This window comes from Chitinophaga silvatica (assembly GCF_003419895.1).
Lineage (GTDB): Bacteria > Bacteroidota > Bacteroidia > Chitinophagales > Chitinophagaceae > Chitinophaga > Chitinophaga silvatica.
This window is the reverse complement of the sequence record NZ_QPMM01000007.1, coordinates 12,752-26,410: the sequence shown is the minus strand read 5'-3', so window position 1 is coordinate 26,410 and position 13,659 is coordinate 12,752. Positions and strand designations below refer to the sequence as shown.

12 protein-coding genes are annotated in these 13,659 nt (G+C 39.8%); 8 read left to right on the top strand and 4 right to left on the bottom strand.

Annotated elements, in window-relative coordinates:
• Positions 1-149: 149 nt before the first annotated feature.
• A complete protein-coding gene (locus DVR12_RS13680) occupies positions 150-1,142 on the bottom strand; it encodes a FecR family protein (protein ID WP_116976254.1) in 993 nt (330 codons plus the stop codon).
• An 80-nt stretch (positions 1,143-1,222) separates the two neighbouring features.
• The gene (locus tag DVR12_RS13675) at positions 1,223-1,807 is read right to left on the bottom strand and encodes a sigma-70 family RNA polymerase sigma factor (RefSeq protein WP_116976253.1); all 585 of its coding nucleotides are present in this window, start codon (positions 1,805-1,807) and stop codon (positions 1,223-1,225) included.
• Between the two features lie 246 nt (positions 1,808-2,053).
• On the opposite strand from DVR12_RS13675, the gene DVR12_RS13670 reads away from it, so the two are divergent.
• Both DVR12_RS13670 and DVR12_RS13665 read left to right on the top strand, forming a co-directional pair.
• Positions 2,054-2,992, top strand: a complete 939-nt coding sequence (locus DVR12_RS13670) for an NAD-dependent epimerase/dehydratase family protein (RefSeq protein WP_116976252.1) — start codon at positions 2,054-2,056, stop codon at positions 2,990-2,992.
• A complete protein-coding gene (locus tag DVR12_RS13665; protein ID WP_116976251.1) occupies positions 2,989-3,678 on the top strand; it encodes a type 1 glutamine amidotransferase domain-containing protein in 690 nt (229 codons plus the stop codon). Before DVR12_RS13670 ends, DVR12_RS13665 begins: the two co-directional genes overlap by 4 nt.
• A 115-nt stretch (positions 3,679-3,793) precedes the next feature.
• On the opposite strand, the gene DVR12_RS13660 is transcribed toward DVR12_RS13665, so the two are convergent.
• Positions 3,794-4,876 (bottom strand): alkene reductase, encoded by a 1,083-nt coding sequence (locus DVR12_RS13660; protein WP_116976250.1) that lies wholly within the window; start codon positions 4,874-4,876, stop codon positions 3,794-3,796.
• A gap of 198 nt (positions 4,877-5,074) precedes the next feature.
• Here DVR12_RS13660 and DVR12_RS13655 point away from each other — a divergent pair, with 198 nt between their 5' ends.
• Together DVR12_RS13655 and DVR12_RS13650 are read left to right on the top strand one after the other, a co-directional pair.
• The gene (locus DVR12_RS13655) at positions 5,075-5,464 is read left to right on the top strand and encodes a winged helix-turn-helix transcriptional regulator (RefSeq protein WP_233522389.1); all 390 of its coding nucleotides are present in this window, start codon (positions 5,075-5,077) and stop codon (positions 5,462-5,464) included.
• 221 nt (positions 5,465-5,685) lie between these two features.
• A complete protein-coding gene (locus DVR12_RS13650; RefSeq protein ID WP_116976248.1) occupies positions 5,686-6,114 on the top strand; it encodes an EthD family reductase in 429 nt (142 codons plus the stop codon).
• A 63-nt stretch (positions 6,115-6,177) separates the two neighbouring features.
• Here the strand turns inward: DVR12_RS13650 and DVR12_RS13645 are convergent, their stop codons facing one another.
• A complete protein-coding gene (locus tag DVR12_RS13645; protein WP_116976247.1) occupies positions 6,178-6,543 on the bottom strand; it encodes a hypothetical protein in 366 nt (121 codons plus the stop codon).
• A 168-nt stretch (positions 6,544-6,711) separates the two neighbouring features.
• Here DVR12_RS13645 and DVR12_RS13640 point away from each other — a divergent pair, with 168 nt between their 5' ends.
• The 4 genes from DVR12_RS13640 to DVR12_RS13625 all read left to right on the top strand — a co-directional run bounded on the left by DVR12_RS13640 (position 6,712) and on the right by DVR12_RS13625 (position 13,641).
• Positions 6,712-7,323, top strand: coding sequence for an RNA polymerase sigma factor (locus DVR12_RS13640; RefSeq protein ID WP_158563267.1), 612 nt, complete (start codon positions 6,712-6,714; stop codon positions 7,321-7,323).
• 59 nt (positions 7,324-7,382) lie between these two features.
• Entirely contained in the window at positions 7,383-8,567 is a 1,185-nt protein-coding gene (locus DVR12_RS13635) for a FecR family protein (RefSeq protein ID WP_158563266.1), read from the top strand.
• A 249-nt stretch (positions 8,568-8,816) separates the two neighbouring features.
• A complete protein-coding gene (locus DVR12_RS13630; protein WP_199417106.1) occupies positions 8,817-12,191 on the top strand; it encodes a SusC/RagA family TonB-linked outer membrane protein in 3,375 nt (1,124 codons plus the stop codon).
• A 10-nt stretch (positions 12,192-12,201) separates the two neighbouring features.
• The gene (locus DVR12_RS13625; protein WP_116976244.1) at positions 12,202-13,641 is read left to right on the top strand and encodes a RagB/SusD family nutrient uptake outer membrane protein; all 1,440 of its coding nucleotides are present in this window, start codon (positions 12,202-12,204) and stop codon (positions 13,639-13,641) included.
• The last annotated feature ends 18 nt before the right edge of the window (positions 13,642-13,659 follow it).

Genomic DNA, 13,659 nt, shown 5'->3' with positions numbered 1-13,659 from the left:
AAATCTGTTAATAATTCGGCTGCTTTGGGTCCTGAGAAAACTTTCGGCAGTCCGTTAATTTTTTAAAGCGTTCCTTCTGCGGTCCAATGCAAGTAGGAACGTTTTTGTTTTTGTTGTGTACTATTAGTGCATATTGTTTTATTATAGGATTAATAAATAATTACTTCACGGTCTTTTGTTGAATAATTAAAGTTATTTCCCAAGGCGAGGGTTTGCAACGTAGTCTTAAGAGCAGCACCTGCAAATAAGGTGATTGTTACTTTCTCTTTGGCTTTTTGCGAATGACTGAAACTGATCTTTACATCATACCATCTTTCCAAAGTAGTAGCAACTTCCTGCAATGTTTGGTTATTAAACACAAGGCGGCCGGTTTGCCAGCCAGCTACGTCTTCTGAGCGAATATTTTCCAGTGATGCTTTCTCATTAATCCAACTTACTTGTTTACCAGCCGTTAGTATAGCCAACTGTCGTATTTGTCCATTGCTACTATCATCAACCCGTACCTTTCCTGTGGCCACTGATACAACCAGGGGTTGGCCTTCAAATGCAGCAATCTTAAAGGAGGTTCCAAGAACAGTAGTTGCAATACTTCCGGTATGTATAATAAATGGGTGGCCGGGATCAGTCGCAATCTCAAAAAACGCCTCTCCATTAAGGGTAATTTCTCTGGTTTCACCGGTAAATTGTTCGGGATATTGAAGCTGACTCGCAGCTCCAAGGTGAATGGTAGAACCATCACTTAGTTGAATAATCTTACGTTCACCTGCCTTATTTTGTTGCAGGGCTAATGTTGGAACAGTGGTTTTTGATCTGCCATTATTCAACAAAGCAAACAATCCTGCCATCAATAGTACTGAAGCGGCAGCAACTGCTGCTACATAATATCGTTTCCGCATTGGCTTTACTTTATCTTCCCGCCCCATACGAACACGCATATCCGCAGCCCATTGTTGCTGTCTCTCTTTATTCACCGATCCTTCCGTACTTTCCTCTATATCTTTCTCCATTCTTTCTTCCAGGAGGAGGTTAAGAATAGCATTACTTTCCGGCTGTTGCAGGTATGCTTCCACGATAGCCTTCTCTGCTTCATTGCAGTTGTTATCGAGGTATTTTATTAATAGTGCTTCTGTAATATTTGCCATGTTATGCAGGTGAAAAACGATCACCTACTATATAAAGGCCAAAAAAAATACGGGAGGGCTAATGGTAGTAAAAATATTTTTCAGATCAGGAACAGAAAGGTTAAAACCCCTACAATATCAATGTAGTCCTTAAGTTCAGAGCGGAAATAAGTCAGAGATGCCTTGATATGGTTTTTAACTGTAAACAGGGAGAGGTTCATTTCCTTTGCAATCTCTGCATGACTCATATTATTATGCCTGCTGAGGCGAAATACTTTTTGTCTTTGCAAACTGAGGGCATTTAACTTTTCATGATACAAGGCTGTCAGTTCGGTTTCCCGCAGGCGGTTACCAGCATCTTCAATAGCAGCATCACCTGCAAAATCCAGTGGCACAGTTTGCGACTGATTACGGGTCAATACTTTAATTATGGCATGCTTCATAGCCCTAAACAGATATGGAGCCAGTTGAACATCAGGAGCCAATTGGTGACGTTTATCCCACAACCAGAACATCAGATCCATCATGGCTTCTTCTGCCCTGGCTTCATCACGGATATACTTCAATGCATAGTTGTAAAGTTTTCCGGAATATCTGTCGAACAATACATCATAAGCTCTGGTATTGTCTTTCCTGCATTCTTCCAATAATAATACATCCGATAGTTCAGGTAAGGATAATCGCATAGTTTGCCATTATTTTCACAACAGCAAACATAAGCGCAATTTTCAGGTGTGTATATTAAGGGATTATTAACTTTTATACTTATATTATAACACTTATTAATTTATATTTCATGATTTTTATAACAGGCTAACCATTTATTATTCACCCGTATGACTATGCATATAAAGAAACATCTACATTGTTGATCAAACTAAATATCACTCTGGCTGTTTAATCAACAGATCATATCTAAACATCAAAATAGTATGCAAACAATACTCGGGGCTAACGGACAAATTGGTGAAGAATTGGCAAGGGAGCTTAAAAGGAAATATACTTCCGATATCAGAATCGTAAGCCGGCATGCAAAAAAGGTAAATGATTCTGATATTACTTTTTCGGCGGATCTGACTATCAAGGAAAAAGCAATTGAAGCTGTTAAAGGTAGTGAGATAGTTTATTTCACTTTAGGACTTCCCATGAATACAGATTTGTGGGAAAAACAATTTCCAGTTATCACCAGCAACACAATTGAAGCGTGTAAAATCAACGGCGCCAAGCTTGCTTTTTTTGATAATACCTATATGTACCCACAGGATGCCAGGGTACTTACCGAACAAACTCCCTTTGCTCCTGTTGGCAGAAGAGGTAAAGTTAGAAAAGAAATGGCGGAGATGCTGCTGAATGAAATACAAGCAGGCAAAATGGAAATCGTGATTTGCAGGGCACCTGAATTTTATGGCCCGGGCAAGACACAGAGTATCACCAATTCTTTAATCTTCAACATGATTAAAGAACACAAAAAGCTAAAAGTTCCTCTACGTGATGATAAATTAAGAAGCCTGATCTGGACACCCGATGCCAGTAGAGCAACTGCTTTAATTGGGAATACACCAGATGCTTATAATCAGACCTGGCACTTACCGGTTGATAATAACAGGTTAACCTATAAACAATTCATTGAACTGGCCTCAGTAGTATATGGTAGGGAGTTAAAATATTCCGTAATTCCGAAGTTTATCTTTAAGATTGGAAGTATATTCAATAGCCGGGTTAAAGAATTACAGGAGCTCCTTCCCAGGTATGAATACGACAATATTTTTGATGACTCGAAATTCATAAATCGATTTCCTGATTTCCAGGTAACAACTTATCAGAAAGGGATTGAGCAGATAGCCTTTGAACAGCAAAACGCTAAACCATGAAAAAGCTTTTATTAATAGTGACCAATATTGATATGTATGCTAGTGGCAAACTGAGAACCGGTTTATGGCTAAGTGAACTTACCCATATTTATCACAGTGTGAAAGAAAAAGGCTGGAATATTACTATTGCTAGTCCTAAAGGTGGAGCTGTGCCAATTGATCCTGAAAGTCTTAAACCTTTAGTGTTAGATAAAATTTCAAAAGAGTATTACGAGAATCCTGTATTTATGGATGAACTAAATCATTCCAAAAGCCTTGAAGAAGTAAAGAACGATTCTTTCGATTGTATTTACCTGGCAGGCGGGCATGGTACTATGTATGATTTTCCTGATGATACTAACTTACAATACATCATCAGTAAACAGTATGAAAGCAATAAAATGGTAGCCGCTATCTGTCATGTTGTTGGTGGATTGCTGAATGCAAAACTTAGTAATGGCGAATATTTAATCAAAGGAAAATCGATGACCGGTTTTAATTGGTTCGAAGAAACTATTGCAAGAAGAAAAAAAGAAGTACCTTTTAATTTAGAAGCAGCAATCAAGGAAAGAGGGGCTGATTATAGTAAATCATTTATTCCAATGACTTCGTATGTAGTAGCAGATAAAAATTTTATAACCGGACAAAATCCTTTCAGCTCAAAGGAAATGGCAAAGATCGTGATTCGGGAGCTGGAAAAAGTATAAGGTTATTCAAGATATTGAACTAAAATATGATTTAATAACAAAGGTGCTTAATTCTTCAAGCACCTTTGTTATTAAAATTGAAATAAAATGAATTAAAAATCCCTAATCAGGAATCCTATACCTGACTATTTAAAAATGGATAATCTGTATATCCTTTCTCATCACCACCAAACATTGTATTCCTATCGGGTTGGTTCAATTCTGCCCCTACAGCAAAACGTTGTGGCAAATCGGGATTAGCCAGATATAATACACCGTATGAAATCATATCTGCTATTCCTCTTTGTAATTCTGCTTCCCCTGTTTGCTGGTCATAGCCGGCATTTGCAATTACCAGGTGATGACTCATTCTTCCGAAAGTATCTATTACATCTTTAGGATAATGAGGATATTTATCCAATGGATACATCGGATTCATCAGATGAATATAAGCCAGTGACATTTTATTCAAAGCTTCTATAAGCGGTTCGAACTGTGCAATGGGATCAGTATTCTCAATATCTGAATAAGCATTGGTAGGAGATAATTTAATACCTGCTTTATCTTCACCCACAGCACTTACCAACTCTTTCATCACTTCTATCACAAATCTGTTTCGATTTTCAATACTACCACCATATTCATCTGTTCTGTGATTTGCACTTTCTGCAAGAAATTGATTTGGAAGATAGCCGAAAGCACTATGTAGTTCCACACCATCAAACCCTGCTTCCATTGCATTTTTGGCAGCTATTCCATAATCTTTAATAACCTGTTTGATTTCAGCGTTGCTGAGTTCATGTGGCACTTCATAATCCTTCATTCCCTGAGAAGTGAAATGCTGACCTTTAATGGCTATTGCTGAAGGAGCAACAGGCAGGTTACCCTGTTTATCGATTGAATGACCTACACGTCCAGTATGCCAGAGTTGTGCATATATAACACCACCATGATCATGTACCGCTTTTGTTACTTTTTTCCATGCTTCAATTTGAGCATTGGTATATAATCCCGGAGTCCAAGGACTACCTTGTGCCTGTTCTGAAATATTAATTCCCTCAGTGATAATCAGTCCTGCACTCACCCTTTGAGTGTAATATTTCACTGTAAGTTCACTTACTTCACCGGTAATGGAAGCCCGACTCCGCGTCATCGGTGCCATAGCCATTCTGTTCTTTAGTTCTGTTTTTCCAAGATTAACTTTCTCGAATAATTTCATGCTAATATTTTTTTATTGATGAGATATCTTGTTTCCGCTAATATTCGGAAATCCATTCCAAATGAATAAATTTTATTTATATATAATTATATTAAAACCAATAATATAAATACATCTCTTATTTAAAACAAAGTTACCACATATTGGTTTACCTTTGTAACCAGTTACATAATTGTAACCAGTTACAAAAATGTTACCATGTCAAAACGGATGAACTGTATCCTCGTTAGTGAGGAAGATTGCAAACTGGCAAGATTAACTATCAGAGATACCTTAGATGTAGTTGGAGGTAAATGGAAATTGATTCTGATATCAATTCTTAGGGATGGAAAGCTGCGCTTCAGAGAATTGGCCAGAGAAGCCAACATCTCTACACGTATATTATCGAAAGAATTACAGGAATTGGAAATGAATGGACTTGTAACAAGAACCGTCACCAATTCAAAACCTGTGGCTGTAGAGTATTCCTTAACACCTTATAGTGAAACATTGTCTGACGTAATTACAGCTATGCATAATTGGGGTAAACAGCACCGGGAGAGGTTAATACGACAACTAGAGCCAGTAAAGGAAGAAGCAAAAACATAGTCATTTTCTGCTAACCAGTTTAAAAAGTATTGGGTTTTAGTATGATTTTATCTTTTTATTATTGATTTCTATCAGCTAGTTAAAATATCATAATTAATTACAATAATTTAGGTAGATATATTCCTGTTGAAGTAAAAGTAAACCCTAAGTCTTTCGGGGGTTGGTTGCTACAATGGGAAGTAACTGACAATTTATATTTTGTAACCTAAAGTTAACTAATCATGAAGTTTAAACTAGTTTTATCGTTTTTGCTTTTAACTACTTGTTTTGTTGCATTTGGTCAGGAACAACAATCTGGAAATTCTAAAAATCAAAATGCTTCTGTTTCTGAAAAAGGTTTAATAAAGATATCTATCATGTACCCTTTTGCAGAAGGAAAAACCTTCAATATGGAGTATTATGAAACGAAGCATATGCCTATGGTTGCGGGTTTTTTAGGATCAAATCTTGTTAAATATACTATTGAAAAAGGGCTCTCCAACGGCATTCCTGACCAACCTTTACAATACATGGCCATTGGTACTTTTTATGTAAAAAGCCTCAGCGACTATAAGGCAGCGGTAGCTCCACACAGAGATGCCATACGTGCAGATTTTGTTAATTATACCAATACTATTCCTCTCATTTTTGTAAGCGAAGTTGTAAAATAGAAACAGGAATCATTATTCAACTTTAACACCCAAAGGCTAAACCTTTGGGTAATATCCTTTTGTTTACTTAAGTCGGTTTATATCACTGTCTGCGAGGCCTACAACCACAACTAAATCCCGATATCTGGCTTTTGAATTAGAAATTTCTTTTTTCAAAATGTTCTCATACTCTTCCAAAATAATAAGCCTGTCAAATTCCAATGATTCTTTACCTAATGAAATATAGTTTCGGGATGGCCACCATTTTTCATCAAATAACCATAAATCGTAATCATCATACCAGGTATGTCCGGTAAGATACAGCTCAAATCCATGATCTACCAGTTGAGCGCCGAAATTTAAAGCTATAATTTCTTTTGCCAAATGCTCTAGGTCGGAATTCCATTCACTTACAATATTTGTTATCCTATTCTGAATTACTTCAATCATTAGTATCTCATTAATTTGGATTGCAGATATACAATTATTTTGTCATAATTATTCATGCAGATGAAAAGGTTGACCAAATCCCTCCTCCCTCTTATTACCATCCATCATCATCACTACCAAAATCCGTAATTTTTTTCTACTTTAGAGCCGATCAACCAAACACTTACATTGTCAGACCATCCAACTCAATCCGTTAGTGAAAGTCGTACATTGCTGTTTAAAGACGGTAGCAGGTTGGCATTTGAGCAATTTTACCTGGAAAATATTATTGCCCTCTGCTATTTTGTAGAGAAGATGGTAAACGATAATGCTGTGGCGGAAGATATAGCCGCTGAATGTTTCATCAAATTGCTGGACCGCCTTGACACCTTCGAAAATAGCCGGAAACTAAAATCTTTTTTATTTGTGACTGCCAACAATTCGGCTGTAGACTATATCCGGATGCAGAAAAGACATCAGGCCTCCCATGAAGAAATTGCATGGATCAATAAGCGCTCCCAGGAAGATATAGAACGGGAATTTATCCGTGCGGAAGCCTTACAGGCCATTTACCAGGAAATAGACAAACTTCCTGAAAAAAGCAGGCAGGTAGTATACCTCTCTGTTATAGAAGGTCGGTCGATCGACGAAATAGCTGTTCAGCTAAATATGGCCTACAAAACCGTTCAGCATTATAAAACTCAGGGATTAAAAACACTGCGCACATCTTTACTGAAAAACAAACATCTGCCATTAGTCGCTCTGGTGGCGGCATTACAACTAATTTCCTACCATTCTTAAAAAAAGTTCGGAAATCTTTCAGACAATTCTTTTTCTGATTCGTTCTTATGATATCAGCTATGAATGATCATGTACAATATATAAGTCAACTTATTCAAAAGAGCTTCCGCGAACCACTCAACGCAGAAGAAGAACTGGCATTAAAACAATGGCTGTCCACTCCTGCCAATCAGGAGATGTACGACCAGCTGAGAGATGCTGCCTTTATTGAACCAGAACTTAAAAAACTTTTTTCGTACGATAAAACAGCCATACTCGATAAAATTCTGTTGGCACCTGTAACTATTACCAATCAACCTGCAAAGATTTCCAGGCTGAATTACAAATGGTGGGCTGCTGCTGCGGCTTCCCTTTTTATAGGATTGGGAACCTGGTATTATATTGCACATCAGCAACCTTTATCACAAGTAATTTCAAAAACCAACTATGCTTCTGATGTAGAACCAGGGCATGAAGGCGCTATCCTTACTCTTTCCGATGGCTCCAAAATCACCATCGATAGCTTAAATAATGGATTAGTCACCACTCAGAATGGGGTGAATGTTACTTTACAAAATGGTCAGCTGGCCTACAACTATTCAGGAAAAAGCAATAACGACGTTGTCTATAATACTATGTCAACGCCTAAAGGCCGCTCTTTTAAACTAAAATTACCGGATGGTACTTCCGTCTGGCTTAATGCACTCAGCTCTATTCGTTATCCTGTAGCGTTTAGCGAGCATGAAAGAAAAGTAGATATTACCGGGGAAGCATATTTTGAAATTGCACCGGATGCATCCAGTCCGTTTTATGTTAATATTAATAATAAAGCCAGGCTTCTGGTACTGGGAACAAGTTTTAATGTGAATGCCTATGAAAATGAGAAGACCATTAACGCCACACTCCTTGAAGGAGCGGTAAGCATACAGCATGGTAATTCAGCCGCTATAAAGCTGAATCCAGGACAACAGGCACAAATATCAGACAGGATACAGGTAGTAACACTTAATGAAACAGAGTCCGATAAAATAATGGCCTGGAAAAATGGCCTGTTCAATTTTGAAGGAGCGAACCTGGAACAAGTCATGAGACAGGTCGAACGCTGGTATGATATACAGGTAGTTTATGAAAAATCAATTCCAGACATCCAGTTTTTTGGAGAAATCAGCCGAAATATCAAACTATCAGAATTAATTGATGCATTAAAAATGTCTGATGTCCACTTCCGGATTGAGAAAGACAGGAAGCTGGTAGTATTACCTTAAACAGGGAAATTTTATTCAACAATAAAGTTTGTCGCTAAAAAAACCGCTGCAGGTGGCACCCCGCAACGGTAAAATTTAGTCGATCTAGTTTCGTATTGTGTACAATTTTTATCAACCAAACAGATGCAATTTATGCAAAAAAACGCTTTTTGGTCAGGGGATTCTATTGCTGTAAACGAAGTAACGGCATCTCCTGTTCCACCACCTGAATACCTAATTCGGAGGCTTTTCGCCAAAACCATGCTAGTTATGAGACTGACGTTTATTCTTCTACTAACATTCATCATGGGCGTGCACGCCACAGGCAATTCGCAGACCATCATCTTTGTAGGGAAAGATGTGCCCTTACCAAAAGTCTTTTCAGAAATCAAAAGACAAACAGGCTTCGTAGTATTTGGCAATTCCAGCTTTCTCAAAAGTGCTGAACCGGTTTCTGTAAATGCCCGTAACATGCCGCTTACCGACTTCCTCGACCTGGTGCTTAAAAGCCAGTCAATGGAGTACAAGATCAGTGAAAAGACCATTGTGATAACCGTACGAACAGAAAAACCAGCAGCTGACCCTGAGACGCAGCAACAACCTGTTACCGGTTATATCAGTTCTCCAAAGGGAGAACCTATGCAAGGTGTTAGCATCCGGGTAAAAGGAACCAATATCGGTGTCGTATCTGATGCCAAAGGTAATTTCACTATCGCGGCAACTCCCGGACAAGTACTTGTATTTTCTTTCGTTGGTATGGAAACGCAGGAAAGTAAAGTATCAAAAAACGGTTACACAGTTACCATTGCAATGAAAACTTCTGAAACCGCCATCAAAGATGTAGTAGTTACAGGGTATAGCAACATTCGTAAGGAAAGCTTCACAGGTAATGCCATCAAAATTACGCAGGAACAATTAACACAAGTCAGCAATCGTAACGTACTCGCCATCCTGCAGGTTTATGACCCCTCCTTCCGCCTGGAGAAAAATAACCTGAGAGGCTCCGACCCTAATACAATGCCCGAGTTTTATGTAAGAGGAAGGTCTGGTATTGGTGTCAAGGAACTGGATAAAAGCAGTACCGACCTTTCCCAGGCTGCCCTTACAAATAACCCTAACCTCCCGATTTTTATCATGGATGGTTATGAAGTAACGGCTCAAAAAGTATACGATTATGATATCAATCTCATTAAAAGCATCACAATACTAAAAGATGCTGCTGCTACAGCTGTTTATGGTTCCAGAGCCGCAAACGGAGTTATTGTGATAGAAACAGTACCGCCGGCAGCCGGCCGACTCAGGATCAATTATACCGGTTCGGCAACCCTCACTGCTCCCGACCTTTCTGATTATAACCTGATGAATGCAGCAGAAAAACTCGAAGCAGAACGACTGTCCGGCGCCTACATCCCAGGCCCGAACCTTCCAGCAGCTAACGTTGCCGCCCTGCAGGATGAATATATTAAAAAACAGGCTGCTATCGCAAAAGGTATCAATACCGATTGGATCGCACAACCAATTACCAATGAAGTGAACCAACGCCACTCTCTATACGTAGACGGAGGTAGCCAACAAATACGTTTTGGCGTATCCCTGAAATATGACAACCAGAATGGCGTCATGAAAAAATCGCACAGGAACCGTCAGGGCGCCGGCCTAACACTCGACTACCGCGCCAAAAATATTTCTGTTAGAAATGATGTTAGCTACGATGTAGTAAACGCACAGAATTCTCCATATGGCAGTTTTTCAGATTATACCTGGAAAGCTCCTTACGACAGGATCTATGACGACAACGGACAATTGCTAAAAAATACCACGAACTGGCACACAGGTGCGACCGCTGAACTTAACCTTGTCAACCCCTTATTTGAAGCACTTAAAACACAAAACTATAGCCGTAACTCAATTAACACACTTACCAATAACCTCGCAGTGAACTGGAATGTAATGAAACATCTTCAGTTCAGGGGCCAGCTCTCTGTAACGAAAATGGAAAATAAAACAGAGAACTACATAGATCCGGCTTCCGGCAGGTACCTGATCAGTGCAAGTACCGATTACACTAATATCGGGCAGCTAGGCATGGGGAGCAGCGATGCATTAAATATGAACCTGAATGCATTTGCAAACTATGTCAACTCAATACATGGTCATAATATCAATATTTCTGCCGGTGTAAATGCCTTACAGTCAAAATCCACCGCCAGCAATGCTACCTATACAGGCTTCACTTCCGGTAGCCAGCACTCTCCTAACCTGGCAGCCAAGATAGTTGATAAACCAACCTATCAGCAAAACCAGACACGCCTGTTCGGTACTTTCCTGACTATGAACTATTCGTATAAAGACATATACCTGTTAGACGTTTCTACCAGGCTGGATGGCTCTTCCGAATTCGGAACAGAAAATAAGTTCGCTCCTTTCTGGTCTGTCGGTACCGGTATCAATCTGCATAAATATGCCTTTATGCAAAACAACAGCCTTATTAACCGCGCACGCATCACCGCCAACATGGGTCAGCTGGGAAAGATCAACTTCCCTCCATATGCCGCAAAAGATAATTACAAGTTGTCTCCTAACTGGTACAGCTCTGGTCCTGGCGTTTCTCTTTATGGCATGGGAAACCCATTGCTCACCTGGGAAAAAACCAATACCTATGATCTGATCTTTGATATGGGATTACTCAACAACCGTGTCTCCTTCAACTTCAACCTGTATAAAAAAATCACCCGCGACCTGGTAAATGATGTAAATCTCCCGCTTTCAACCGGATTCACCCAGTATAAAGACAATATCGGTAAAGTGGAGAATAAAGGTTACGAAATACAGGTACGCGTGGAAGTATTGAAAAAGAAAGACATGCTGGTAGCGGTTTACGGAAATTTTGCCGCTAACAGAAATACCCTCCTCAACATCTCAAATGCACTAAGAGAATATAACAAACGTGTAGATCAGGAATATGATAACTATACTATTGCATCGTCCGACAAAGCGCCTCAAAATAAAGTTAAATTCTCCACCCCTCACATTAAATATGTAGAAGGCGGCTCATTAACTTCTGTTTTTGGAATGAAATCACTGGGTATTAACCCGATGAATGGACAGGAAGTATTCCTACGTAAGGATGGTACTATTATTTACGACTGGAATGCTGCAGATCAGGTGATCATAGGTGATCTCACACCTAAAGGACAAGGCGCTTTTGGAGTGAACGCCAGCTATAAAGGCTTCTCTCTCTTCGCTTCATTCCTCTATGAATTCGGTGGCGACGAATACAACTATACCCTACTTAGTAAAGTAGAAAACGTAGACATCTATAACCGGAATGCCGACAGACGACTGCTTTCCGACCGTTGGAAAAAACCTGGTGATATCAGCCAGTACAAAGATATAGCAGACAGGATATATACCACCCGTCCAACTTCCCGCTTCATGCAGCAATACAATGCAGTGACCTTCAACTCACTCAGCATCAGTTATTCCCTCAAACAAAAAACTCTGAAAAAAATGGGTGGGTTTAATATGATGAGAGTGCAGCTGACAACCAACAACGTTGCTAAGCTTACCACCGTAAAGCAGGAAAGAGGATTGGATTATCCTTTTGCCAGAACCTTCGACTTTTCCATCAACCTAGGCCTTTAAACATCCTATCATGAAAAAACATGTGCTTAATATATCGGTTGCATTACTTTCTATCCTTTTAGTTTCATGTAACAAATGGCTGGAGGTACAACCACAAGACCGAATCAGTGAAGAAACGCTGTTCAGCACCCCTTCTGGTTTCAGAACTGCCCTGAATGGCATCTATCAGCAGCTGGCGCAAGCTAAACTTTACGGACGTGAACTGACCTGGGGAATGTTGAGTTCAATGAGTCAGGATTACAACACCAGCAAAGTTACATTGGAATATAAGGCAGCAACTAACAGCGATTTCAAAGATCCGAATACGCTTACACCGATAACAAATATCTGGAGTAACGCCTATACCGCTATCGCCAATTGTAATAAGCTCTTAAATGAATTAGATAAAAAAGATGAAAAATTCTTCCTGGCTGGTAAATCAGAACGTGATCTGATAAAAGGAGAAGCAATAGCCATCCGTGCATTGTTGCATCTTGACATGGTAAGGATTTTCTGCGTTTCTCCGGCCAAAAACAACCAGGATGTGGTAGTACCATACCAGGATACTTACCCTGCACATACTGCAACTGCAATGCCTACCACAGAAATCATGAAAAAGATCACTGCCGATCTGAAGAAAGCACAGGAGCTGGTGGCAACCAATGATACCATTAACAATATCGGTTCCCTGAGTAATGGATTAAGTACCCTGATTAGTGGCGGCGGCGGATCTGGTGGAATATTCTTCGGTTTCAGGATGAACCGTCTTAATTATGTGGCCATCCACGGATTGCTGGCAAGAGCCTACCTCTATATCGGAGATATGCCAAATGCGAAAGCAGAAGCCGAATATGTATACAAACAATTCGGCCCGGCAGGGAAAAAGTGGTGGACATTTACACCAGAGTATTTAACCAATACTTCGTCACGGTATCCAAAGATGGCCAATGACATCATTCTGGCATTCTATGATCCTGCATTGATTAAGAATATTACCTCTTACACGAATGCTTCTTACAACTTCCAGCTCAATGACGTAACCAGTGTATTTCCCGGAACAGAACGCGACTATCGCCGCAATCTGGTATCCCCGGACAATACCTCCTACAAGTGGCTGGAAGCAACAATGCAGGCTGAACTTGTGCCACAACAGAATACTATTATGCCAGTACTAAGGATGAGTGAGATCTACCTTATTTACAGCGAATGCCTGTTCCGTGAAGGTAATTCAACAGACGCCCTGAAAATCCTGAACGCCTTACGCAATGCACGTGGGAAGTCTTCCTCCTTTACAGACAATTCTGACTCTGGATTTTACAGCGAGTTGCTGATGGAATATCGAAGGGAGTTCCTGGCAGAAGGACAAACCATCTTCGCACACAAACGACTCAACAAAGCCATGCAAATCGGAACTAAACGCGTAGAAGTAGATGGCAGGTTTACACCTCCGTTACCAGAAGGAGAATATTAATCATTAACCAACCAGGTC